Raw genomic sequence first — 23,865 nt, 5'->3', positions numbered from 1 at the left:
CGAAATGACAACCATGCACGTTTTGTCGCTGGAACACGCTTATCAACTGGCGCTACGCGCACTGCGCTGCAACGGCTTCAATCAGGCGCATGCCGAGACAGTGGCGCAAAATGTCATTCAGGGCGAGCGCGACGGCTGTGCTTCGCACGGGTTGTACCGGCTGTTGGGCTGCGTCCGCTCATTACGGGCGGGCAAAGTCTCTGCCGATGCGAAACCCAGGCTCTTCGACCAGGCGCCGGCCATCTTGCGCGCCAATGCCGGCGGCGCCTTTTCCCTGCTCGCCTACCGCACCGCTCTACCGGCCTTTATCGATAAGGTGCGCGCCAACGGCATCGCCGCCCTGGCGATCAACCACTGCGTGCATTTCTCCGCGCTGTGGGCCGACATCGAACCGCTGACCGAACAGGGTTTAGTGGCCTTAGCCTGCACGCCCAGCCACGCCTGGGTGACGCCGGCCGGCGGTTCACGCCCGCTATTCGGCACCAACCCCATCGCCTTCGGCTGGCCGCGCCCGGCTCGGCCGCCGTTTTTGTTCGACATGGCCACCAGCGCGGCGGCGCGCGGCGAAATCGAATTGCATCGCCGCGCCGGCACCCCGCTGCCGGAAGGCTGGGGCATTGATAAGGCAGGCAACCCCTCCACCGACGCCGCCAGCGTGTTGGAGGGCGCGATGCTGACTTTCGGCGGCCATAAAGGCTCGGCGCTGGCGGCCATGGTTGAATTGTTGGCTGGGCCGTTGATCGGCGATATGACCAGCAAAGAGTCGCTGGCCTATGACGACGGCACCGGTTCATCGCCCTACGGCGGTGAACTGATCATCGCGTTGGATCCCGAGCGTTTTCTCGGCGCGGATAAGGAGCGGTATTTCGCCAGCGCGGAGGCGATGTTTGCCGACATGCAAGCGCAAGGCGCACGCATTCCCGGCGAGCGGCGCTATCGGCAACGACGCCACAGCGAACAATACGGCGTGGAAATCCCCAGGACGCTGTATAACGAGATAGCGGCGCTGTGCGATTAGCGCCGAATTGATGCCCCCGCGCCGCCAATCCGGCGCGGGGCGAAGTTTAGCCTGCCTGAGCCAAGTCGCTGTGCAGGCGCTTGCGCCATACGGGTTTGCTGTCCCATTGGGCGAAATGTTTCGCCTCTTTACCAGGTTGCACTTTGTGCCACATATCCTCTTGCCACCGGATCGGTTCCTTTCCGCGCAACGTTGGGCGGGTCTGTTTAATCGTTCGTTGCAAGACGCTCGCTTCTTCCGCAGTAATGTTCGGCGCCTGTCTGGCGGCGTCCAGCGCGCGGCTTCCCAGCGGCGCCATCACCTGATACAACACTTTGACCTGCTGCAGCGTCGCTTGCTGATTCGTGCTCATGCCTTTGCCGGACCAGTCGTCGAAATTTTCACCGGGATCGTCACCCTGCGCGCGATATTCGTTACCCGGACCCTCGACGATATTCCAGCCTTGCCAGGTCACCAGGGTATGTAACCCATCGCGATCCTGCAGATTTTCATTCTTGATCTGTTTGAGCACCTCGGCGCGGTTAGGCACACCGATCAGATTCATAAACTCGTCGAGCGCGTTCCAGTGCTCGCCAGCCACCAGACCATTCCAGACATTGCGTAAACAGTTCCAGGGGATGGTGTGATGCCAGGTCAGCGTGATAAGCGGTTTGGTTGGCGTATGTTGCCAATGGCTCGGTTCACTGCCTCGATCGCCTCTGATGATCCCATCGACTTCTAATGGCATGGCTGCCCCTCTTCTGGCTGAAATAAAGAATATGCGCAAGGCCGCTGGCCCGGTCGGCATAAAAAACGTCAGCTAAAATCGTAGCAGCTCAGGCTGAGATGGCAATAAAGCAGCCTGCGTTCTGCGGCCGACCGGCGACCGCAGACGCGCATGAAAACGGCGGGCTTAAAGGAGGATTATCGAACCACCATCACCGATATATTGGCATGGCGAACGATGGCGGCGGCGTTGGAGCCCAACAGATAAGTTTTCACGCTCGGGCGACGCGAACCGATGATGATCAGATCGGCGTCGATCTCTTCCGCCAGTTCCAGCGCCTGATCGCGCGCAGAGCCAAAGCTGACGGTGTAATTGAGGCGATCTAACGGCAGATCGATTTCCGACATGATTTTCTTCAGCTTCTCCACCGCCTTCACTTCCGCCTGATTCTCAAACTCCTTGAGACCGAACGAATAGGCAGTAACAAAAGCCGAGGCATCCGGCAGCGCATGGAAAAAATGCACTTTAGCGCCGGACATCTTCGCCAAATATTCCACATGCTTCAGCGCATGCTCGGTCAACAGATCCTCTTCAATATCTATCGGCACTAAAATAGTCTTGTACATATCACATCCTTTCTATGTAAACCGGGTGCCTACAGAGTACTGCCGCGCACGGGCGCGGTGAACCGCTTTATCACGCTTTTGTGATCGGAGGTAAATACTGATAAGGACAATGCTTAATTTAACAAAATATAAACATCGCGCCGCTAACTGATAGGCGATTAATTATTTATTTCTCGCAATTAAATCAGCTGTAAATAAACGGCTTTGGCGGTGGCTGCGGTCTTATTGGCGACCGAAAGTTTTTTAATCGAGTTACCGATATGGAAATTGATCGTACGTTCACTCACCCCCATCAGCAGCGCGATCTCTTCCGCGGTTTTGCCTTCGCTGCACCAGCGCAAGATATCTTTCTCGCGCAGCGTCAGCACATCTTTTATCGCTTCGTCGTTCACCGATATCAACGCTTCACGCAGCGTTTTGTGGGCGGTTTGCGCCAGCCAAAGGAAAAAGAGTTCATTCACCGCGCCGGCCTGCGGCGTTTGCTGCGGCAGCGTCTTGCCGGCAAAAGTCAGGATCCCCAGGCGGCCATAGCAATCCTTGACCGATTGCGACCACCCGGTGTGCAGACCAAACTGCGACATGCGCTGCCAAAGCGCCGGCCGCTCGTGATAAAAACTTTCGTCCCACTGGAATTGCAGCGTGGAATGGTGGGCTCGCTCGATGACAGGATCCTGCAAATATGCCCGCTGCCGCCGATAATCCTCGAGATAGCGCGCCGGAAACGTTCCTTCAACCCGCATTTTTGGCCGGCTCGCCGGATAACAGGAAAAAACGATGTAGGAGAAATAATCAAAACCCAGCGCCTCGACGCAGCGCCCCAGTTGGGTCAGAAAACGTTCGCGATCGGTCAAACTGCCAATCACCTCCGCCATGAGCCGTTGAGTGCGGGTATCCATAACGCAGGTTCTCCAAATAGCGATGTCGATTTATCGATAGGTCAGACTCACTATAGGATATCGCCGCCCGGCGCCAATAGCCGTTTCATATAATAAAAAATACGAACGCTATAACGAAAAAAGCTATTCCCCGGTTTATTTCCCTCAGAATAAGCCTTTTTATTGGGCTGAGTCGCAAAACTACGCGAATAGCATAACCCCGTCTGCAGGTAAACCTGTCATTTCTACCGTTAGACAGCCAAGACACCGCCAATTACTTTCCTCACAGGCACCCGGTGCCGCCGTAAATCCAAAGAGATAATAAGCATTTGCGAATTTCGCATGGCATACAGTGACGGGGATTTTCTATGGCAGAAAGTAATGCGGCAATTCAATCGGCTGCGATTATCGGCGCGGGAACGATGGGCAGAGGCATCGCTTATCTTTTGGCGCAAAAAAGCATTCGTACGGTGCTTTATAATCGCAACGGCAATACCCTCAATCAAGCTCGCGACGCTATCGTGCAAGACCTGAACAAAAAGGTGGAACAGGGCAAGCTCGCGCTGCAGGACAAAGACGCGGTGCTGGCTAATCTGACGTTCTCCGCGGAATTTGGGGCCATCGCCGACAGCGATCTGGTGATCGAAACCATCGCAGAGCATGAGCAAGCCAAACTCGAAGTGCTGGCGGCCATCGCCGCGACGGTCAAGCCCGACACGCTGATCGCCACCAATACCTCCTCACTGTCGCTTAATAAGCTGGCGACGGCGGTGACGCACAGCGAACGCTTTATCGGTTTGCACTTTTTCAACCCCGCGCCGCTGATGAAGCTGATTGAAATCATTCCGGCCTATTTTACCGCACAGGTCACCACCGAACGTTGCCGTCAACTGGTGGCGGCGTTGGGGAAACGCGATGTCGTCTGCCAGGCCACGCCGGGATTTATCGTCAACCGTATGGCCCGCCCCTACTATCTGGAAGGGTTCCGCCTGTTGGAAGAACACGTGGCGCGTGCGCCGCAGATCGACCGCGCCCTCAAAGCCGGCGGACACTTTCGCATGGGGCCGCTCGAGCTGACCGATTTTATCGGTCAGGACATCAACTATCAGGTCAGCCGGCAAATTTGGCAGGACATGCAGTACGATCCGCGCTATACCCCGGGCCATCTGCAGCGCTCGCTGGTCGATGCCGGTCTGTTGGGCAAAAAGAACGGCCGCTCCTATTTCTCCGCCGAAGAATCTCCCCCGCCGCTTGCGGCCGCCGTCGATGCGGAGGTCGAGACGCTACGCATTTACGGTGAACATCCTCTCTTTACCCTGCTACAGCAGCGGGCCGCCCTGCAATGGCCGCGGCTGCGCGTGGAACAACGGCCGACATTACCGGGCCTGGGCGCCGCCATTCAGGTTAATGACGCTTTCACCGTCAGCGTTACCGATGGCCGCACGGCAAACCAGCTTGCCGAACAGACTGCGGCGGACGCCTTTGTCGTCGATGTCGCCCTGAACTACGGCGATACGGCGTACCTGGTGGCGGCGCATAGCCGCCACGCCTCTGCGGCCAATAAGGCGCTGTTTTTACGCCTGCTGCACACCGCGATCCCGCAGGTGGAATTTATCAAGGATTCCCCGGCCTTGATCGTCGCCCGCGTGCTCAGCAGCCTGATCAACGAGTCGGTGATCATGGTGGAAAGCGGCGTCTGCAGCCGGGAAGACATTGATGTCGCCGCCGTCGCCGGCGTGAACTACGCCGACGGCATTTTCGGCTGGCTCACTCGCCTCGGGGAGGAAAATGTCAGGACGACGCTGAGCAACCTGGCGCAATTGCTGCACGCGGCGCGCTATGCGCCGCATTACACCCTTCTGCACGCCGCCCAACCGGCGCTGACCACCACGCCTTAAGGATCCATGATGAGCATTAAAGATGACGGTGTTTATCTGATCGACGGCACGCGCACGGCGATCGGTGCCTATGGCGGCAGCCTGGCGCATACCCGCCCCGATGATATGGCGGCGACGATTATTCGCAGCCTGCTTCAGCGCCATCCGGCGGCGCAGCAGGATCTGGATGAAGTGGTGCTGGGCTGCGCCAACCAGTCCGGCGAAGACAACCGCAACATCGCCCGCATGGCGACGCTGCTTTCCGGGTTGGATCAGTCGGTGCCGGCCATCACCCTCAACCGCCTTTGCGCCTCCGGGTTGGATGCGGTGATCTACGCCGCGGCGAAAATCCGCAGCGGCCTCAGCGAACTGATTCTGGCCGGCGGCGTGGAAAGCATGAGCCGCGCGCCCTATGTGCTGAGCAAGGGCGAAGCGCCGTTCGACAAGGGGGTAAAGCTGTACGACACCACGCTGGGATGGCGCTTTGTCAACCCGCGCCTGGCGGAACGCTACGGCAGCGATCCGCTGGGCATCACGGCGGAAAACGTGGCCCAACAGCAGGGTATCTCACGCGAGGAACAAGATCTGTTCGCGTTGGGCTCGCAGCAAAAAGCCCGCCGGGCGATCGACAGTGGTCGATTGGCGCGGGAAATCACGCCCGTGGATGTGCCGGCGGATCGTAAAACCACCCGCATATTCGCACAGGACGAATTCCCCCGGCTCAGCACGCTGCAGCAGTTGCAGGCGCTTAAACCGGCCTTCGCCGCCGGCGGTTCGGTCACCGCCGGCAACGCTTCCGGCATCAATGACGGCGCCGCCGCGCTGCTGCTGGCCTCCGGACGCTACGTGAAACGCCAGGGCTGGCAACCGCTGGCGGAGATCGGCGACAGCGCGGCCGCCGGCGTCGCGCCGGCGCTGATGGGGCTGGGGCCGATCGCTTCCACCGAGCGCTTACTGCAGCGCGGCGGGTTCACCTTGAACGACTTCGACATCATTGAGATTAACGAAGCCTTCGCCGCGCAGGTTCTGGCGGCGCTGAAACACTGGCGCATCGACGCCGGCGACGCGCGCGTCAACCCAAACGGCGGCGCCATCGCGCTCGGCCATCCGCTGGGAATGTCCGGCGCGCGCCTGGTGCTGTCGGCGGCGCTGGAATTACGCGATCGGCAGGCCGGCAACGCATTGGTCACAATGTGCGTCGGCGTCGGTCAGGGCCTGTCATTAAACCTTAAAGCCGTTTAACACAAGGAACATGCTATGAGCGTACTGAACATTCTTGAAGAAAAGTTGGCGGAAACCAAAAAACAGGGGCGTTTTCGCGAGTTCCTCAACCTTGAACGCGGCGTGCAGGACAAACCCTGGGCCACCAGCCACGGGCAGCAAGGCGAGCGCCGTCTCAACGTCTGGTGCTCAAACGACTATCTGGCCATGAGCCACCACCCCAAAGTGCTGCTGGCCACCACCGACGCGGTTAACCGAGTCGGGTTAGGCACCTGCGGCGCCCGCAGCATTTCCGGCACCTCGGTCTATCACACTGAACTGGAAACGCTGCTGGCCAGCGCCTACGGCAAAGAGTCGGCGCTGCTGTTCACCACCGGCTTCGGCGCCAACGACGCCACCTTGTCCACCCTGTGCGACGCCATTCCCGATCTGATCGTGTTCTCTGACGAACTGAATCACGCCTCGATGATTTACGGGATTCGCTACAGCAAGGCGGAGAAAAAAATCTTCCGCCATAACGACGTGGCGCACCTCGCCGAGCTGCTGCAGGCCGCCGATCCGGCGCGGCCAAAGCTGATCGCCTTTGAGTCGCTGTATTCCATGGACGGTGACTTTGCTCCTCTGGCGCAGATTGTGGCGCTGGCGGAACAGTATCAGGCGCTGACCTATCTCGACGAAATTCATTCGGCCGGCGTGTATGGCGAACGGGGGCTGGGCTATGCCGAACAGCTGGGCCTGTTGGATAAAATCACCATTATCCAGGGCGGGTTCGGCAAGTCTTACGGTGCGGCGGGCGGCTATATCGCCGCGCCCCGTTCGGTGGTGGAAGCCGTGCGCAGCTGGGCGCCGGCATTCGTCTTCAGCACCTCGTCGCCGGCGCCGGTGGTGGCCGCCGCGTTGGCCAGCTTTAAATACAACCTCGAGCACGACACCCAACGCAAGCACCTGCTGGCGATCGTCGATCACCTGAAGACCGGTCTGCGCGCCGCCGGCATCCCGCTGGTGTCGGCAGACAGCCATATCCTGCCGCTGCTGGTCGGCGATCCCCATCGCAACAAACACATCAGCAAAGTGCTGCTCGATGAGCACGACATTTACGTGCAACCGGTCAATGCCCCGACGGTGCCTGCGGGCAGCGAACGGCTGCGGGTAACGCCGACCTCGGCGCATTCCCATGCCGACGTGGAGACCTTCCTGGCGGCGTTGAGCCGGGTCTGGGCGGTAAACGATCTGCGGAGGGCGGGATGAAGTTAGCGGATTATAACGGCCATCTGGTCACGCTGTGTCTGATGGCGACCGGGACCTTCGCCATCGGCACCGACGCCTTTATCGTCGCCGGCGTGCTCAGCGACATTTCCGAGACCTTTGCCGTCAGCCCCGCGCAAGCGGGGCAGTTGATATCGGTATTCGCGCTGGCCTACATGCTGTTTGCGCCTCTGACCGCCTGGCTGCTGGGCAACGTCAACCGCAAGCACATCCTGCAGTTGGCGCTGGTGCTGTTCATCGCCGGCAACCTGGCCTGCGCCTGGGCCACCAGCTACCTGCAGATATCGTTCGGCCGAGTGTTGGCGGCATTGGGCGCGGCCTGTTACACCCCGCAGGCCGCCGCCGCCGCGGTGGGGCTGGTGACGGAAAAACGCCGCGGCCTGGCTATTTCCATCGTCTATGGTGGCATGACGCTGGCCATCGCGCTCGGTATTCCGTTCGGCACCTTTCTGGCCAAACTGATCGGCTGGCGCGACATCTTTCTGTTCATCGCCCTGCTGGGGGCGGTGGCGCTGCTCGGCCTGTCGCTGGCGCTGCGCGCTATTGCGGCGCCGGGCAAACATTCGTTGAAAGAACGGCTCGCCCCGCTGCGGCAAAAGGCGGTGCTGACCACGCTGCTGATCACCTTTTTCGCCGTGTGCTCGGAGCACATTGTTTACAGCTACGTCAGCGTGCTGTTGAAAGACACCCAGTTCGGCCCGGAAGCCATTCTGCCTTTGGCGCTGCTGGTGTTCGGCATTGGCGCGGTGATCGGCAATTTTGCCTCCGGCGCGCTGACCGACGCCCTAGGCAGCAAATTCGTGCTGCTGTTTTCGGTGGCGATCCAGACGCTGTCCCTGTTCCTGCTGGCCTTTTACGTCACCTCACCGTGGTGGGTGTTGGCCATCTTTCTTATCTGGGGGATCACCGGCTGGATGTATCTGGTGCCGATCCAACATCACCTGTTGTCGCTATCGAAGCGTTTTGGCGCGCTGACCGTGTCGCTCAACAGCTCGGTGCTGTACGCCGGCATCGCGGCGGGCGGCATACTGGGCGGCCTGACGCTCTACGCGTTGCCGGCCCACTATTTGCCGCTGTTCTCGCTGCCGCTCGGCGCCATCGCCCTGCTGCTGACGCTGATCTTTTTCCGCGGGGAGGCCAGCGATGAGTGAATCACCGCCGGTGCTTTACGAACGTTATGGCGCGCAGGTTGCGGTCATCACCCTCAATCGGCCGGAGAAAAAGAACGCCATCAACCTGCAGATGGCCAAGTTGATCCGCAGTTACCTGCGGCAGGCGGATAATGACGATACGATACGCGCGATCGTCCTGGCCGGTCAGCCGGCGGTATTTTCCGCCGGCATGGATGTCACCGCGTTCCGACAGGGCGAACTGCCCATCGTCACGCCGGAGGGATTCGGGGGACTGATCCATGCGCAGATCGCCAAGGTGATCATCGCCGCCGTTGACGGCATCGCTTACGGGGGCGGCTTTGAGCTCGCCCTGGCTTGTGATCTGATCGTCGCCGACCAGAACGCGCGCTTCAGCTTCCCCGAAACCGGGCTCGGCTTGGTCGCCGCGCAAGGCGGATGCGCGCGCTTGCCGGCGCGAGTTTCTCCCTATGTCGCCCTCGACTGGCTGCTGACCGGCAGAACCGTCGGTGCGCGGGAGGCCCTGTCACACGGCGCCATTTCCCGCATCAGCGAGGGCTCGGCTCGGGAAGAAGCGCTGCGCATCGCCGAGCAGATCGCCGGGAAGGATCTCGCCGCCAGCCTGGCCGTGAAGGCCATCGTGCGCCAGGGGCTGACGCAACGCGAGGCGCCATCGTTCGATTTTCAGCAGGCGCCGGTCGAACGCCTGCGTCAGGCGGCCGCTCGTCGTTAACCCCCTTATTGCTTGCCGGCTTGCCTGAGCCGGCATTTCCCGCTGCGCCTCCCCACCACAGCTCATTTTACGCAGCCCGCCTCTCGGCGCTGGGCTACACTGCCGGTAGCCCTAATGCGCTGATAAGGAAAAATAATGCGCCACTTGCCTCTGCTGACCCCCAGACTGATCTTGCGTCCGTTCACCGCCGACGATCTGCCCCACTTTACCGCCTACCGCAACCATCCTGACGTGGCGCGCTACCAGAGCTGGAGCGACTACAGCGCCGCGCAGGCGCAGGCCTTTTTCGCACAGCAACAGCGGCTCGCGTTCAACCGTGATGACACCTGGTTTCAACTGGCGGTCGAGCGCCGCGAGGACGGCGCGTTGCTGGGCGATGTCGCGGTGCATTTTTTCGATGAAGGGCGTCAGGCTGAACTGGGCGTGACCTTCGATCCGGTTCATCAGCGGCAAGGACAGGCGCGCGAGGCGCTAAGCGCCGTCATCGCCCTGCTGTTCGGGCCGCTGGCGAAACACCGCATTACCGCCGTGGTGGACGCGCGTAATCTTCGCGCCGCCGCGTTGTTCAGTAAGCTGGGCTTTCGCCGTGAGGCCTGTTGGCGGCAAAACGTGTTTTTCAAAGGCGCATGGGGTGATGAATTCGGTTTCGCCCTGCTGCATAGCGAATGGCGGGAGCATGAACAACATGACGCTGTTGAATAAATACCTTGGGCAATACCAGTTCTCTGAGCGGCATACGATCGTCATCACCGCGCCGCAATCGCGGGTGTTGGACGCCGTGGCCGCTTACGATCCCAAGCGCGATCGTTTTTTCCGCAGCATGATAGCGCTGCGCGAATTGCCCGCGCGGCTGATGCCACGCGATAAGCCCCGTCCTCCGCCGTTTGGCCTGCATAACTTTTGCCTGCTTGAGCAGGATGAAACCGCGTTGGTCTATGGCCTGATCGGCCGGTTTTGGCAGGCTGAATACGGTTTGGTGAAGGTCGCTGACGGGGCGGACTTTCAGGCCTTCGCTCAGCCCGGCGTCGCCAAACTGGCGCTGGGGTATGCCGCGAGCCCGCTGGAGGGCGGGCGCTGCCGCCTGGTAACGGAAACGCGCATCTTCTGCCCCGACAGCGCCAGCCGGCGGCGGTTTACCCCCTACTGGTATGCGATTCGCCTGGTGAGTGGGTTGATAAGACGCCGCATGCTGCGCGCCATTAAAACCGCCAGCGAAAAGCAGACGGCGAATCATTCACCAGATTGATTAATTTAAGAGCATTCTTAGAGAATGAAAATCATTATCAGCCTACTTTTTAATCACAACAAGATAGTGTTGAGAAGCCATTGACCCCGCCCCCTGCGGGGATTTTTTCGCCTATTTATCGCCTGTTTCAGGGAACGCCTGCATAAACAGGAAGGTACAAGGCTTGCGCTGATACTGATTGATCTGCGGCACCAGCCGGGTGAAATGCTCGGTCTGGCAATGCACTTCGAGAGCCGCGCGATCCGGCCAGCTTTCGATAAAAATAAAGTGCCCGGGATCCTGCTGGTCGATGCACAGTTCATAACTGATGCACAGCGGCTCCTGCCGGGTTTTCTCCACCAGCTCGCGATACCACGGCATAACGGTGTCAATGTGTTCCGGGTGAATGAAATCTTCAGCAATGACCTTCAGCATGTTGCGCTCCTGCGTTCTGTTGTGCCGTGCTTCACCTTATCGCCCTCCCTCGCGAGATGAAAGCGCCACTCTCCAGTGTCGGTCCTCGGGTTCCCAATTCGGTGATAGCGCACACAGATCTCGATCAAAGCGCTTGAACGCCTCCTGGCCCTGTGTGAACTTTCAATTAACAAAAAGGCAACACACCATTCACCATGGTGATATCTGTACCGATATGCCGACGCAATACGCGGCGTTTTTTTCGCCCCTAAAGGCCTGACCATTAGTCCTTTAGACCTTTAAGGCTCACGCAGAAAAGCCATGTCATCGCCGCATGATGGGCCACGGCGCCAGGACGGTCCTTATGACCGACGTTTATCATTCTCAGAAGAGAGGTTACCGCCAGTGAATCACGCCAACTATGCCGCTCCAGCGCTCAACGCCGCCATCCGCAAAACCTGGCGCAGACTGGTGCCATTGATGTTCGCCATGTACTTCATTGCGTTTATCGACAGGGTCAACGTCGGCTTTGCCAAAGACGCGATGGCCATCGATATCGCGCTGTCGCAATCCGCCTTTGCGCTGGGCGCGGGAATATTCTTTGCCGCCTATGCGCTGTTCGGCATTCCGGCCAACCTGTTGATGAATCGCTGGGGCGCCAAACGCTGGCTCAGCGCCACCACCGCGCTGTGGGGGGCATTGTCGGCCTGTACCGGGCTGGTGGCCAACGAGCAGCAATTTATTGTCCTGCGCTTTCTGCTGGGGATCGCCGAAGCCGGCTTTTACCCCGGCATCCTGCTGCTGGCGTCGATCTATTTTCCCAATAAGGTGCGCGCCTCGGTCATTGGCATTTTCGTGCTTGGCGTACCGGCGGCCCTGACGCTCGGCTCACCGCTGTCGGGGGCATTGCTGGAGATGCACGGCGTGTTGGGCAAGCCCGGCTGGTTCTGGATATTCGTGCTGGAAGGGTTGCCGGCCGTCGTCCTCGGCGTCTTCGCCTTTTTCTATCTCGACGATAGCCCAGGGCAGGCCCGCTTTCTGACCGAGGAAGAACGCAATGCGCTGGTCACACAGCTGGCCGCTGAACAGCAGCGCACCGAAACCAGCAGCGTTAAAGCGGCGATGAGAAGCGGCAAAGTTTGGCATCTGGCGTTGATCTACGGCACCCTGCAAATCGGCGTATACGGCCTGATGTTTTTTCTGCCGTCGCAGATCGCCTCGCTGATGGGCACCCATCTCGGCTTCAAGGCCTCGTTGGTGGCCGCCATTCCCTGGGCATGCTCCGCGCTTGGCGTCTATTTCCTGCCGCGCTATGCCGACAGAAAAACCGCCAGAAGATTGCCGATCGCCGTTGGCTGCATGGTCGCGGCAGCGCTGGGGTTGGTCGTCTCTTCCTATGCCGGCCCGTTGCTCGCTATCGTCGCCCTGAGCTGTTGCGCAGTCAGTTTTCTGGCGGTACAACCCATTTTCTGGACGTTTCCCGCTCAGCTGCTCACCGGTCCGGCGCTAGCGGCCGGCATCGGTTTTTGCACCACGCTCGGCGCCGCATTCAGCTTTTTAGCCCCGCTGATCCGCACTGAGGCGGAACAGCGTTTTCACAGCCCGCATGCCGGGCCGCTGGTGCTGGCCGCCTTTTCGCTGCTGTGCGCCGTGCTGTTAGGGGCGCTCAGACATCGGCATGCTGAGGCACGCAAGCAAGACGCAGAGATAACCGGATAGCGACGCGTTATTTAGCCATTATTGAACCTGCGGATGGGACACTGACAGTCAGCCCTCTCGCCCACAGGTGTTAAATGGATGAATTGACGCACATTATCGCCAAATACAGCCCGGAACCGGAGATGTTGCTGCTGCTGATTTTCCTGTTCGCGCTGGGAAAATCCATGATCGTGGTGTCCTCCGTCCTGCCGCCTGCCTCGGTGACGCTGCTGATGGGCATCCTTGCGGGCAAACATGCGCTGCCGATCGGCGCGGTTTGGGCGGCCATCGCCCTTGGCGCGGCGTTGGGCTCAATCCTGTCTTTCCACTGCGGCGCACTGTTCTGCCGTCGCGATCTTGGCCGCCGGCTGCCGGCACGCTTTCACGCCCCACTGCGCAAAGCGCAACGTTCCTTGCAAAAGCGCGGGCTGCCGCTGCTGTTCGCCTCGCGTTTTCTGGCGGTGATGCGTTACACCGTGCCGCTGATGGCCGGCATGCTGCAACTGCCGGCGAGGCGCGTCTATGCCACCGCCGCACTCTCAGCCGCCGTTTGGGCACTGCTCTTGATGTCGGCCGCGCATGTGTTCCCCGTTTCTTGACCTGAAAGATTCTTGGGCAAATGCCCCATCCCTGCGCCGACGTTGCGCCAGCGCACAGCCTCCCTTGCCGTATAAAGTACGGTGCAACATCGCAGTTTGCGCCAGATCACCTTTCTGAACATCAGTCGAAAAATGCGAATTTTTTTGCAGAATACGCGCTTAAAACGGCGCCATGAGGGCACAATCAAAGAAATGTCTGAGCGTAACACGCTGATTTGGTTGGCGGGCTGTACAGGGGGCGAACCTCTGTCTCGTTGATTAGACATCAACGGCTCTACCGCCTGAGCTAACGGCCCAACGAGATAAATCGCCCTTCTTGTCAGCCTCGCTGTCAAACGCTTACACCCATTACTTTTTCTCATGCGAATTTTACAACCCTTTGTTTAATCAACGAGATAAGCCGCATAAGGTCTGTTAATCCCACCGTTTGAAGAGTAATCTTCCGCTCCCTGAACGTCCGATTTGCCTCCTCTCGTGTAAAGATTGATCGACTTTTATCCCGCGTATAAATGTTGTAAACATGTTGCACAAAGGTGGCGTTATTGCACTACCTTACTAAAGCCGGACCAACCGGATAAATGTATAAAAAAGAGCCACTTCAGAGCTCACGACTTCACTAATGACAGGTAAAACAGGACATCATCAGATGGTAGATCACTCTAAAATAGCGACTGACGCGACGCCCGCTTCAGAAGATCATCTACGGCGAAACCTCACTAACCGACATATTCAACTGATCGCCATCGGCGGCGCCATCGGCACCGGTCTGTTTATGGGCTCCGGTAAAACCATCAGCCTGGCAGGCCCTTCGATCATCTTCGTGTACATGATCATCGGCTTTATGCTGTTCTTCGTGATGCGCGCCATGGGCGAGCTGCTGCTGTCCAACCTGGAATACAAATCGTTCAGCGATTTCGCCGCGGATCTGCTCGGCCCGTGGGCCGGCTTCTTCACCGGCTGGACCTACTGGTTCTGCTGGGTGGTCACCGGCATCGCCGACGTCGTGGCGATCACCGCCTATGCCCAGTTCTGGTTCCCTGAACTGTCGCAGTGGATCGCTTCGCTGCTGTGCGTGCTGTTGCTGCTCGGCCTTAATCTGGCGACGGTGAAGATGTTCGGTGAAATGGAGTTTTGGTTTGCGATGATCAAAATCGTCGCCATCGTCGGGCTGATCGTCGCCGGGTTGGTGATGATCGCCATGCAGTTCCAGTCGCCAACCGGTACCGTAGCCTCGTTCACCCATCTGTGGAATGACGGCGGCATGTTCCCGAAAGGCATCAGCGGTTTCTTCGCCGGCTTCCAGATCGCGGTATTCGCCTTCGTCGGCATTGAACTGGTGGGCACCACCGCGGCGGAAACCAAGGATCCGGAGAAGTCACTGCCACGCGCCATCAACTCGATTCCGATCCGCATCATCATGTTCTACGTGTTCGCCCTGATCGTCATCATGTCGGTGACGCCGTGGAGCTCCGTGGTGCCGGACAAGAGCCCGTTCGTTGAATTGTTCGTGCTGATTGGCCTGCCGGCCGCGGCCAGCGTGATCAACTTCGTGGTGCTGACCTCCGCCGCCTCCTCCGCCAACAGTGGGGTATTCTCCACCAGCCGCATGCTGTTCGGGCTGGCGCAGGAAGGCGACGCGCCGAAATCGTTCGCCAACCTGTCCAAGCGCGCGGTGCCGGCCAACGGCCTCACCTTCTCCTGCATCTGCCTGCTGGGCGGCGTGGTGCTGATTTACCTGATCCCGAACGTGATGACGGTCTTCACCCTGGTGACCACCGTGTCGGCGATTCTGTTCATGTTCGTCTGGACCATCATCCTGTGTTCGTATCTGGTCTACCGCAAACGGCGCCCGGCGCTGCACCAGAAATCGATCTACAAAATGCCGGCCGGCAAACTGATGTGCTGGGTGTGCATGGCGTTCTTCGTGTTCGTGTTGGTGCTGTTGTCGCTGCGCGAAGACACCCGCCAGGCGCTGATCGTTACCCCGCTGTGGTTCATCCTGCTCGGCCTGTCTTACGTGTTCCTGCGCAAGAAGAAAACCGCGTGATGCAAAAAGGGGCGGATATCTCCGCCCCTTTGTTCTTTCTTGCCTCTGCGCTAATCCGCTTCCGTCGCCACCGCCGCTTTCCCCTTGCGCCGTACGCGCAGCTCGCTGACCACCACCCCGATCACAATCAACGCGCCCCCCAACAACGCCACGCCCGGCAAACGCTCACCGGCGAGCCGCCCGACGATGCCCGCCCAGACCGGTTCGCCGGCGTAGATCACCGTAGCGCGCGTGGGTGAAACGCTGCGCTGCGCCCAGTTCATGGTCAGCTGAATCAACGCGCTGGCCAGCCCCAGCCCAATGGCGCTGTACAGCAGGTAATCCGAATACGGCGGCGGCGATTCGCCGGTCGGCGCCATCATCAAAAATGAGGCCAGCGAGGCGGTCGCCAGCTGCACAATGGTCACCCGGCGGATATTCACCTTGCCGGCAAAGGCGCCGATCAGAATGATCTCTGCCGCCATGCCCAGCGTGCCGGCCAGCGTCAGAATTTCGCTGAGGCTCAGCGACATGTCCGTGCTGCTCGGCGCCGCCAGCAGCATCAGACCGGTAAAGGCCAGCAGAATACCGATCCACGACATAATGCCGGGGAACCGCCCCAGCACCAGCCATTGCAACAGCGGCACGATCGGCACGTACATGGCGGTGATGAACGCCGATTGGCTGCTGGTAATCGTCTGCAGACCGACGGTTTGCATGCTGTAGCCGAACATGATCGCCAGCCCGATAAGTACGCCCGCCTTCAGTTCATACAGGGTCAGGCCGCGCAGCACGCGCAGCGAAAACAGCGTCAACGCCAGCGTGGCGGTGGCGAAACGCAGACCGACGAAAAAGAACGGCCCGCTGACTTGCATCGCGTGATGCACGGCCAAAAAGGTGCCGCCCCAGATCATGGTGATGAAAATCAACACCGCTTCCGGCAACCTGATTTGCGGAACCACGGCGGAAATAAAGGATTTTTTTGCTGCTGACACCGGCTTGCCCTTCCTGCTGAGTGCAATATAATGCACAGATCCTGCCAGTATGAGATAAAGTCCGGCGATGAGCAATACGGCGCATAACGCGAAAACCGATCCCCCCAAAGTGCTGCAGTACCTGAGCAGCAATCTGCGCGGCTACCGCCAACAGGCGGGCCTGAGCCAGATGGCGCTGGCCGAACTTTCCGGCGTCAGCCGCCGCATGCTGGCGGGCATCGAGGCCGGCGATCGCAACGTCAGTCTGGCGGTGCTCGACAAGATCGCCGCCGCCCTGGCGATTTCGTTCACCGATCTGATTCAGGCGCCGGAAGCGCGCGGCAACCATCTGGTGGGCGAATTGGCCTGGCAAGGCGCGCTGCCGGGCAGCCAGGCGCTGTTTGCCGCCAGCGTGCCGGCACGCCAACGGGCCGAGCTGTGGGAATGGACGCTGATGCCGGGCGAGCGCTACGACTCTGCGCCGGACGCCGAAGGCTGGAGCGAAATCATCTACGTGATTGCCGGCACCCTGACGCTGGAACTGGAACAAGGCACGCTGACGCTCAGCGCCGGCGCCACGCAAACCTTCAACAGCGATCAGCGCTACGCTTACGCCAACCACGGCGATCTCCCGCTGCGCTTTATCCGCAACGTCGCCTTCTGACTGCCCGCCGGCCCACGCCGGCGGCGGATGTCGTGTCGCCGTCGTGCCGCTGTCGTGGCGCCGCTACCCCGCGCCTCCTACACTGGATGACAGTGACAGCGAACTCGGGAGTGCACCATGCAAAAGTACCGCATCAGACCATTACGCCTGGAAAAAGGCTGGTCGCAGGAGCAGTTGGCGGCCATCGCCGGCCTCAGCACCCGCACCGTACAGCGGATTGAAAACGGCGAACAGGCCAGCCTGGAAACCTTGACCGCAATCGCCGCCGCGCTGGGCGTGCAGGTCAGCGATCTCAACGCGCCGCCGCAGGCACCGCAGGAGGAGACGCCTGAGGCGCAGCGCCTTCGTCGCCAGGTTGCGGCAGAGGGTAAACTGCTGAGCATGGCGGTGCGTTTCGCCGTCATCGGCGCGATATTGCTCGCTGTCAACGTCTTTACCCACCCGCACTATCTCTGGGCGCTATGGGCGATCGGCGGCATGAGCCTCGCGCTGATCATGCGGGCGGTGCGTACCCTGCTGCTGCGCAACGTCTTCAGCCGCTGGCAGGAACAGCGGCTGGCGCAAAAACTCAGGCGCCTGCCGTGAGCGTTAGCCACTCGGCCAGCCGGGCCAACGCGCTGCCCGGCACGATAGACTGCGGCGACAGCAGGTAATAGCCGCTGCCGTCGGGCGTAAAACCGAACGGCGCGCTCAACAAGCCGGCGGCCAGATCGTCTCGCACCTGCAGCCATGGGCCGATTGCGATACCAAGGCCGGCTACCGCGGCCTGCAGGCTGAAATAGAAATGGTCAAAGCGCTGTTCCGGATGCCCCGCCAATGTCACCCCCTGCTGATGCGCCCAGTGCCGCCAGGCATCCGGCCGGGTCGCGGCATGCAGCAGTTTGGCGCCCGGCCGCAAAAGCCGCCGTCCGTCCACAGAGGCCGTCAGCCTCGTCAGCGCCTCGGGTTGGCACACCGGCCCGACCTTTTCATTGAACAGCGCCAGGCTATGCGCCTGATTTCCCCAATCGAAGTCATTGCGCCGGATCGCCGCCGTGATGCCGTCATGGAACGAAAACGGACCGCCGCCCGCCACCAGCTGTAAGTTGATGTCCGGGTGCGCCCGCTGAAAAGCCGGCAAACGCGGGATCAGCCAACGCATCAATAAGGTCGGTTCACAGGACAAGATCAGCGGCGCATTGAGCGCCTGCTGGCGCAGCTCCAGCGCGGTATGGTCCAGAATGCCGAAGGCCTGCTGTGTCGCCTGAAACAGCTTGCGGCCCGCCGCCGTGAGCAGTACCCGCCGATGGCGGCGCTCAAACAACGCCACGCCCAATTCCTCTTCCAGCGCCCTCACCGCCCGGCTGATGGCGCCATGCGTCAAATTCAGCCCCTGCGCCGCCTGCGTGAAACTTTCCAGCCGCGCGGCGGCCTCGAAGCAGCGCAGCCCGCCCAACGGCAATGGCCTGGTCCTATTGCGTGAGTTTTTCTCACCGATATCGTCACTATTCATCGTTTGTCACCGAGAAAAATTACTCTTATAAATCAGTCACTCTATTGATAAACATCGCAAGGATAACTATGACTGAACTCATCGCTGTCGTCACTATTACTTTACTCGCTGTAATCAGCCCCGGGCCGGATTTCGCCATGGTCTCGCGCAACAGCCTGCTGCTCTCCCGCCGCGCCGGCATCTTCACCGCCTGCGGCATTGGCGCCGGCGTACTGATCCATGTCAGCTATACGCTGATTGGCGTCGGCGTGTTGATCCAACAGTCGCCCTGGTTGTTTAACCTGCTCAAAGGCATCGGCGCCGCCTACCTGATCTACCTCGGCTTTACGCTGCTGCGCAACGCAACCCATCACGACGCCGCGCCCACCACGACGCCGGCCGCCATCAGCGATCTCGCCGCCCTGAAAACCGGCTTTCTCACCAACGCGTTAAACCCGAAAACCACCATCTTCATCGTCAGTTTGTTCATGCAGGTGGTCTCTCCCCACACCGCGCTCGGCGTACAGATCGGCTATGGCCTCTTTATCGCCGCCGTCCATGTATTCTGGTTCGCCGCCGTCGCGCTGCTGTTTTCCGCGCCGGGTGTCAATGCGCGCTTTTTGCGTTTGCGCCGCGGCATCGATCGCACCTTTGGCGGGCTGCTGATTGTCTTTGGCACCCTGTTGGCGATCGCCGGCATCAGGTAACGCCGCGACGCCAAGTTCGTCATTCGCTTCTATGCTTATCAGGGGTTTTTGTTAATCATCTGAGCGGGAGTACGAAACATGACGAAACTGTTGGTGCTTTATTACTCAATGTACGGCCACATCGAACGCCTGGCGCAGGCGGTGGCCGAAGGGGCGAATCGGGTCGATAACGTGGACGTAACGGTCAAACGCGTGCCGGAAACCATGACGCCGGAAGCCTTCGCCAAGGCCGGGGGCAAACAACACCAGCAGGCGCCGGTCGCCACCCCGCAAGAGCTGGCGGACTATGATGGCATTATCTTCGGTACGCCGACCCGCTTCGGCAACATGGCCGGACAGATGCGCACCTTCCTCGATCAGACCGGCGGCCTGTGGGCTTCCGGCGCGCTGTACGGCAAGGTGGGCAGCGTCTTCTCCTCCACCGGCACCGGCGGCGGCCAGGAGCAAACCATCAGTTCGACCTGGACCACGCTGGCGCACCACGGCTTCATCATCGTGCCGATCGGCTATGCGACGCCGGAGCTGTTTGACGTTTCGCAGGGGCGCGGGGGCACACCGTATGGCGCGACCACCATCGCCGGCGCCGACGGTTCGCGACAGCCGAGCAACGAAGAGCTGACCATTGCCCGCTATCAGGGCGAGCACGTGGCGAAAATCACCGCCAAGCTGAAAAGTTAATCGCCCTCCTGCACCCGTGATTCAAAGGGCCGCGCATTCGCACGGCCCCATCTTGTTGCCGACCCGCCGCAAGGTTAGAATGCCCCTCCCCCGGCCATTCAGCGTCTGAAGGCCAGGCCCGAATTCGTTCTGCCCGTCGCTCATCGGCTTTCAGCCCGAGGACGGGCGTTCTGTTTTTTGCGCACAGCGAAGGGAATAAGTCAGTGTCTAAAGATTTTGATGAACTAATAAGAGACATGGATCTTATTATTGAAAATGTAGACAGCTTCAAAGCTCTGGCTCCGCGCGCGCCCGAGCCGGCTCCGGCCCCGCCGCCGCCGGTTCATCACTACGACTCGTTCTGCGAAAACATCGCGTTGAAAGTGGTATTGAAGGTGCTGCTGTCTTCGGTGGACAAGATAGTTAAAGTGCAGATCGCCAATAAGGTCGAGCAAGAGATCGCCCAAATTGAGCAGCAGGTGGTGCGCGCCGGCGGCGGGCCGGTGTCAGCGGACGATCTGGCGCAGATGACGCACTACGTTCGCCGCACGGTCAACGACCTGCTGGAATAACCCCCTTTTGAAACGGCGTCTGTTGGACGCCGTTTTTATTTCTGCCGACTTTAACGTGCGGTATCGCTGTACCATGACTGACACATTCACAACATGAATGTGTTGCATTGTTGTATTCGTTTCACTGCGATAAGTTTAATTTACTGTAAATACATACAGTATTTTTTTGACTTATTGAGGATATGAATATGCGCTTTAACAACAAGATGTTGGCCCTGGCCGCCCTGCTGTTCGCCGCACAGGCGTCGGCCGAGACGCTCGAATCTATCGACAACTGCGCGGTTGGCTGCCCGACCGGCGGCGGCAGCAATGTGTCGATCGTGCGTCATGCTTATACGTTGAACAATAACAGCACCACCAAATTCGCCAACTGGGTGGCCTATCACATCACCAAAGACACGCCGGCCAGTGGCAAGACGCGCAACTGGAAAACCGACCCGGCGCTCAATCCGGCAGATACCCTGGCCCCTGCCGATTACACCGGCGCCAACGCGGCGCTGAAGGTCGATCGCGGCCATCAGGCGCCGCTGGCCTCGTTGGCCGGCGTTTCCGACTGGGAATCGCTGAACTACCTGTCCAACATCACGCCGCAAAAGTCCGACCTGAACCAGGGCGCCTGGGCGCGGCTGGAAGATCAGGAGCGCAAGCTTATCGATCGCGCGGACATCTCTTCGGTCTATACCGTGACCGGGCCGCTGTATGAACGCGATATGGGCAAACTGCCGGGCACCCAGAAAGCGCACACCATCCCCAGCGCCTACTGGAAGGTGATTTTCATCAACAACAGCCCGGCCGTGAACCACTATGCCGCTTTCCTGTTCGATCAAAACACGCCGAAGGGCGCCGATTTTTGCCAATTCCGCGTGACGGTGGACGAGATCGAGAAACGCACCGGCCTGATCATCTGGGCTGGTCTGCCTGACGACGTACAGGCTTCGCTGAAGAACAAGCCCGGCGTTCTGCCGGAGTTGATGGGCTGCAAAAACTGACGGAAAAACCCGCTTCGGCGGGTTTACTTTTACTCTGGCATCAGACGGCGCTCACTCCGCCAACGGCATCACGCTTACACTCGCTCATCTGCCGCAACAATAAATTGGTGAAAACGTTCGATTTCCAATTTACGCATGGCGTTCATTTTATGCTGGCTGACGGTTTTCTCGGAAATGCCCAACGCCTTAGCGACGCCGGTATTCGGTTTTCCCGCCAGCAGCATGGCCAACACCGAAAGCTCGCGCGGCGACAGGCTCTGCCCTTTGCAGCTCGCGGTGAACATTTTTATTGCCTCAACGAACGTCGTAAGACCGATGTTTTTTTTCAGGCAGTTAAAATTCGCCAGTCGCGGCGTTTCCACGCCGGTTAAGACGATCGTATTGTCAGGCCTGTCGATAATATGCGATAAGAAATTCATAACCCGACAGATAGACGAGAAAGAGACGATGACCACTTCTGCATGACAATACATGGCATGTAATCCACGGCGTGCAGATGAATGCAGACCCATAACTTCAACGCCCTCCAACGACATTAAGATCTGCGATATGCCATAGAATAAATAGTAATCATCAGAAAATATAGCCACTCGCACAGGATCACCCCATTGCTATTTGTCATGGGCGCGTTTTTAACAACGCCCCCATGGCAGTCATGTCAATTAACTTTATTGGCCCGACTTACTTAAGTGAAGAACATAATGAGATCAGCAATGCGGACAGCGATGAAAGATATTTTTCATCCAAACTCATAATGCCATCTTCACTGTATTTCACGTTATTATCTAGAATTTCATGAATACTCTCGACGGCGCATACGGCATCCTTCCAAACTACGCGCCGACCGAAAGGCGAAGCGCCGAGATATTGCGCGCTTTGGCGAAAACCAACGATAAAATCGCGCAATATATCGAGCACAATCAATACTTCCTCCCTGCTGACACACCGCTTCATTTGCACTTTATCCAGGAAAACGCTGAGCGTGCTTTGTAAGGAAAACAGGTTCTTGAACAACCCGCCGGCGATATCCTTCGGTGTTTTCACGCTGGTTGATATGACAAAAGGGAGCTCTCCATGCTGCGAGATATATTGATAAAGCCCATTTATCGCCGTCGTCGGCTTAATATCCAAACCGCGAAGAATGACGTCAACCTCATCTTTTAGCGATTTTTCCACTTTGACACCGATCTGGATTTGTTCCGTCATACAATTCATCCTCAACATAGAGATCCGGATTAAACACCAATATTATTCAAGCAAATAATATTCGCCACCAATTACCATGTTAAGATTTTTCTTATATGTGGCAACCTGTTTTTTATTATTAAAAATAACAAAAGAATTATTTATATATAATGTTAAGCGTAGCCGATGTGTTAATTCCCCCGCTGCTCATTGCGGTGGGGCTGTAAGGATAATAATAGGCCGCCATGCCGATGGAAAATTGCGCATCCAAAGCATTGCCGGTTCCCACGTGAAATAATGAAGTCGCCGCGCCTGGCGTCACGCTGGAAAGCGACAGCGTGACGGGGTTATTCGGTGAAGCCGTCTTGACCAGCCGGATGCCAATGCCTTTTGCCGCCTCAGCGCTTTTATCAATCAAAACCGTATTATCCGAAGACAACAGATTATTGCTGGATAAAAACATATTGATATCCCGATCGGCCGTGCCGCCACTTTGCCGATTCTGGCAGCTGAAATTCAGCGTAAAGGGCGTCAGGCCATTTTGCGCCCCCTGAGTAATCTGCGATATCCCCAGCGTCGGCAACTTCACCGCCAGGCCGGCATTGTCGAAAGTGCAGGTCGTCATCTTGGGCGCATACTTGATGGTCATCGGCTGCCCGTACATGTCGCGCTGATCGTAAGGCCAATTGAAGCCGTTGAGCAGCCAGGTCAAGATCTTCACCAACTGCTTGGCGGGCCACAAAATGATCTCCAGCAAGGACATCCCGCTCAGATCGGTCACGAACATCACGTCCTTAAGGCTAACCGTGTCGCCGGGTATCGATGTGCCCGTCTTGCTGACCAGACTGAAACGAATATTCATCGGCTGATTCAATTCCGAAGCGGAGTGCGATCCCCAACCGCTAAGTTTTTTGTTGGCGATGTCGTTGGTTATCTCCGCGCGTATCCAATATTTACCGTTGTTGAATCCCAGAATGGTCGCCTTTGTGCTGTCGGTTGACAGGATGCGCGTATAGCCGAATTCGCTGCTCGAGGTTGAACAACTGAATGAACCGCTGTATTGCGTATAAAAACTGCCTTCCCAGACCGGGGTTTTATCGCTGAGCTTATCCGACAAATCGACGTAGATAGGCGGCGCATATTGGATGCCGTTGCCGTAGCATGAAGCGTAACTGTAACCGCTGAACAATAGGGACAGGGTCAGTGCGAGTATCCTGAGCATGGTGTAATTA

Annotated in this window: 26 protein-coding genes and 1 tRNA gene; 17 read left to right on the top strand and 10 right to left on the bottom strand. The window is 58.7% G+C overall.

Annotated elements, in window-relative coordinates:
- Window positions 1-4 precede the first annotated feature (4 nt).
- Entirely contained in the window at window positions 5-1,018 is a 1,014-nt protein-coding gene (locus ACSBQV_RS00275) for an Ldh family oxidoreductase (RefSeq protein WP_099782742.1), read from the top strand.
- Window positions 1,019-1,064: 46 nt separating this feature from the next.
- Here the strand turns inward: ACSBQV_RS00275 and ACSBQV_RS00270 are convergent, their stop codons facing one another.
- From ACSBQV_RS00270 to ACSBQV_RS00260, 3 genes are all read right to left on the bottom strand, one after another.
- Window positions 1,065-1,745: a hypothetical protein gene (locus tag ACSBQV_RS00270; RefSeq protein WP_094141838.1), complete on the bottom strand. Its 681-nt coding sequence runs from the start codon at window positions 1,743-1,745 to the stop codon at window positions 1,065-1,067.
- A 176-nt stretch (window positions 1,746-1,921) separates the two neighbouring features.
- Complete coding sequence (locus tag ACSBQV_RS00265) at window positions 1,922-2,350, bottom strand: universal stress protein (protein WP_033642623.1); 429 nt, start codon at window positions 2,348-2,350, stop codon at window positions 1,922-1,924.
- 179 nt (window positions 2,351-2,529) lie between these two features.
- On the bottom strand, window positions 2,530-3,246 hold the full coding sequence (locus ACSBQV_RS00260; RefSeq protein WP_033642622.1) for an autoinducer binding domain-containing protein: 717 nt from the start codon (window positions 3,244-3,246) through the stop codon (window positions 2,530-2,532).
- A gap of 347 nt (window positions 3,247-3,593) precedes the next feature.
- Here ACSBQV_RS00260 and ACSBQV_RS00255 point away from each other — a divergent pair, with 347 nt between their 5' ends.
- From ACSBQV_RS00255 to ACSBQV_RS00225, 7 genes are all read left to right on the top strand, one after another.
- Window positions 3,594-5,123 carry a 3-hydroxyacyl-CoA dehydrogenase NAD-binding domain-containing protein gene (locus tag ACSBQV_RS00255; protein WP_099782744.1) on the top strand — a complete coding sequence of 510 codons (1,530 nt, stop codon included), beginning with the start codon at window positions 3,594-3,596 and terminating at the stop codon, window positions 5,121-5,123.
- A gap of 9 nt (window positions 5,124-5,132) precedes the next feature.
- Window positions 5,133-6,344: an acetyl-CoA C-acyltransferase gene (locus ACSBQV_RS00250; protein ID WP_099782746.1), complete on the top strand. Its 1,212-nt coding sequence runs from the start codon at window positions 5,133-5,135 to the stop codon at window positions 6,342-6,344.
- Window positions 6,345-6,359: 15 nt separating this feature from the next.
- Window positions 6,360-7,571: a 5-aminolevulinate synthase gene (gene hemA / locus ACSBQV_RS00245; protein ID WP_094141843.1), complete on the top strand. Its 1,212-nt coding sequence runs from the start codon at window positions 6,360-6,362 to the stop codon at window positions 7,569-7,571.
- Window positions 7,568-8,740, top strand: a complete 1,173-nt coding sequence (locus ACSBQV_RS00240; RefSeq protein ID WP_434991384.1) for an MFS transporter — start codon at window positions 7,568-7,570, stop codon at window positions 8,738-8,740. The genes hemA and ACSBQV_RS00240 overlap by 4 nt, the downstream gene beginning before the upstream one ends.
- Window positions 8,733-9,452, top strand: coding sequence for an enoyl-CoA hydratase-related protein (locus tag ACSBQV_RS00235; RefSeq protein ID WP_099782750.1), 720 nt, complete (start codon window positions 8,733-8,735; stop codon window positions 9,450-9,452). Before ACSBQV_RS00240 ends, ACSBQV_RS00235 begins: the two co-directional genes overlap by 8 nt.
- 135 nt (window positions 9,453-9,587) lie before the next feature.
- Window positions 9,588-10,154, top strand: coding sequence for a GNAT family N-acetyltransferase (locus tag ACSBQV_RS00230; RefSeq protein WP_089196866.1), 567 nt, complete (start codon window positions 9,588-9,590; stop codon window positions 10,152-10,154).
- Window positions 10,138-10,698 (top strand): hypothetical protein, encoded by a 561-nt coding sequence (locus tag ACSBQV_RS00225; RefSeq protein WP_033644247.1) that lies wholly within the window; start codon window positions 10,138-10,140, stop codon window positions 10,696-10,698. The genes ACSBQV_RS00230 and ACSBQV_RS00225 overlap by 17 nt, the downstream gene beginning before the upstream one ends.
- A 111-nt stretch (window positions 10,699-10,809) precedes the next feature.
- Here the strand turns inward: ACSBQV_RS00225 and ACSBQV_RS00220 are convergent, their stop codons facing one another.
- Entirely contained in the window at window positions 10,810-11,112 is a 303-nt protein-coding gene (locus ACSBQV_RS00220) for a putative quinol monooxygenase (RefSeq protein WP_033633403.1), read from the bottom strand.
- Window positions 11,113-11,571: 459 nt separating this feature from the next.
- Here ACSBQV_RS00220 and ACSBQV_RS00215 point away from each other — a divergent pair, with 459 nt between their 5' ends.
- Together ACSBQV_RS00215 and ACSBQV_RS00210 are read left to right on the top strand one after the other, a co-directional pair.
- Complete coding sequence (locus ACSBQV_RS00215) at window positions 11,572-12,810, top strand: MFS transporter (RefSeq protein WP_434991428.1); 1,239 nt, start codon at window positions 11,572-11,574, stop codon at window positions 12,808-12,810.
- Window positions 12,811-12,884: 74 nt separating this feature from the next.
- Window positions 12,885-13,388 carry a DedA family protein gene (locus tag ACSBQV_RS00210; protein ID WP_099782754.1) on the top strand — a complete coding sequence of 168 codons (504 nt, stop codon included), beginning with the start codon at window positions 12,885-12,887 and terminating at the stop codon, window positions 13,386-13,388.
- Between the two features lie 220 nt (window positions 13,389-13,608).
- Here the strand turns inward: ACSBQV_RS00210 and ACSBQV_RS00205 are convergent.
- A tRNA-Arg gene (locus ACSBQV_RS00205) sits at window positions 13,609-13,684 on the bottom strand.
- 350 nt (window positions 13,685-14,034) lie between these two features.
- On the opposite strand from ACSBQV_RS00205, the gene cycA reads away from it, so the two are divergent.
- On the top strand, window positions 14,035-15,435 hold the full coding sequence (cycA, locus tag ACSBQV_RS00200; protein ID WP_033642613.1) for a D-serine/D-alanine/glycine transporter: 1,401 nt from the start codon (window positions 14,035-14,037) through the stop codon (window positions 15,433-15,435).
- Window positions 15,436-15,485: 50 nt separating this feature from the next.
- Here cycA and ACSBQV_RS00195 read toward each other — a convergent pair whose 3' ends face one another.
- Window positions 15,486-16,409 (bottom strand): DMT family transporter, encoded by a 924-nt coding sequence (locus ACSBQV_RS00195; RefSeq protein WP_434991383.1) that lies wholly within the window; start codon window positions 16,407-16,409, stop codon window positions 15,486-15,488.
- Between the two features lie 67 nt (window positions 16,410-16,476).
- Between ACSBQV_RS00195 and ACSBQV_RS00190 the strand changes: the two genes are divergently transcribed.
- Together ACSBQV_RS00190 and ACSBQV_RS00185 are read left to right on the top strand one after the other, a co-directional pair.
- Window positions 16,477-17,052: a helix-turn-helix domain-containing protein gene (locus tag ACSBQV_RS00190; RefSeq protein WP_099782756.1), complete on the top strand. Its 576-nt coding sequence runs from the start codon at window positions 16,477-16,479 to the stop codon at window positions 17,050-17,052.
- Window positions 17,053-17,169: 117 nt separating this feature from the next.
- Window positions 17,170-17,637, top strand: coding sequence for a helix-turn-helix domain-containing protein (locus tag ACSBQV_RS00185; protein ID WP_033650701.1), 468 nt, complete (start codon window positions 17,170-17,172; stop codon window positions 17,635-17,637).
- Here ACSBQV_RS00185 and ACSBQV_RS00180 read toward each other — a convergent pair.
- Window positions 17,621-18,544 carry a LysR family transcriptional regulator gene (locus tag ACSBQV_RS00180; RefSeq protein ID WP_099782758.1) on the bottom strand — a complete coding sequence of 308 codons (924 nt, stop codon included), beginning with the start codon at window positions 18,542-18,544 and terminating at the stop codon, window positions 17,621-17,623. The two genes, ACSBQV_RS00185 and ACSBQV_RS00180, sit on opposite strands and share 17 nt — an antisense overlap.
- A 68-nt stretch (window positions 18,545-18,612) precedes the next feature.
- Here ACSBQV_RS00180 and ACSBQV_RS00175 point away from each other — a divergent pair, with 68 nt between their 5' ends.
- The 4 genes from ACSBQV_RS00175 to ACSBQV_RS00160 all read left to right on the top strand — a co-directional run bounded on the left by ACSBQV_RS00175 (window position 18,613) and on the right by ACSBQV_RS00160 (window position 21,448).
- Entirely contained in the window at window positions 18,613-19,230 is a 618-nt protein-coding gene (locus ACSBQV_RS00175) for a LysE family translocator (RefSeq protein WP_099782761.1), read from the top strand.
- 78 nt (window positions 19,231-19,308) lie between these two features.
- Window positions 19,309-19,908 (top strand): NAD(P)H:quinone oxidoreductase, encoded by a 600-nt coding sequence (wrbA, locus tag ACSBQV_RS00170; protein WP_099782763.1) that lies wholly within the window; start codon window positions 19,309-19,311, stop codon window positions 19,906-19,908.
- Between the two features lie 236 nt (window positions 19,909-20,144).
- Window positions 20,145-20,459 carry a hypothetical protein gene (locus ACSBQV_RS00165; RefSeq protein ID WP_094141854.1) on the top strand — a complete coding sequence of 105 codons (315 nt, stop codon included), beginning with the start codon at window positions 20,145-20,147 and terminating at the stop codon, window positions 20,457-20,459.
- Window positions 20,460-20,647: 188 nt separating this feature from the next.
- Window positions 20,648-21,448, top strand: coding sequence for a DNA/RNA non-specific endonuclease (locus ACSBQV_RS00160; protein WP_099782794.1), 801 nt, complete (start codon window positions 20,648-20,650; stop codon window positions 21,446-21,448).
- A gap of 74 nt (window positions 21,449-21,522) precedes the next feature.
- Here the strand turns inward: ACSBQV_RS00160 and ACSBQV_RS00155 are convergent, their stop codons facing one another.
- The 3 genes from ACSBQV_RS00155 to ACSBQV_RS00145 form a co-directional block, all read right to left on the bottom strand.
- Window positions 21,523-21,960, bottom strand: a complete 438-nt coding sequence (locus tag ACSBQV_RS00155) for a helix-turn-helix transcriptional regulator (RefSeq protein WP_197751833.1) — start codon at window positions 21,958-21,960, stop codon at window positions 21,523-21,525.
- Between the two features lie 169 nt (window positions 21,961-22,129).
- Complete coding sequence (locus ACSBQV_RS00150) at window positions 22,130-22,654, bottom strand: hypothetical protein (RefSeq protein WP_099782765.1); 525 nt, start codon at window positions 22,652-22,654, stop codon at window positions 22,130-22,132.
- Window positions 22,655-22,790: 136 nt separating this feature from the next.
- Window positions 22,791-23,855 carry a fimbrial protein gene (locus tag ACSBQV_RS00145; protein WP_004928073.1) on the bottom strand — a complete coding sequence of 355 codons (1,065 nt, stop codon included), beginning with the start codon at window positions 23,853-23,855 and terminating at the stop codon, window positions 22,791-22,793.
- Window positions 23,856-23,865 lie beyond the last annotated feature (10 nt).

The organism is Serratia sp. B501 (assembly GCF_051172315.1).
Classification (GTDB): Bacteria; Pseudomonadota; Gammaproteobacteria; order Enterobacterales; family Enterobacteriaceae; genus Serratia; species Serratia ureilytica.
This window is presented reverse-complemented; position numbering and strand designations above follow the sequence as displayed.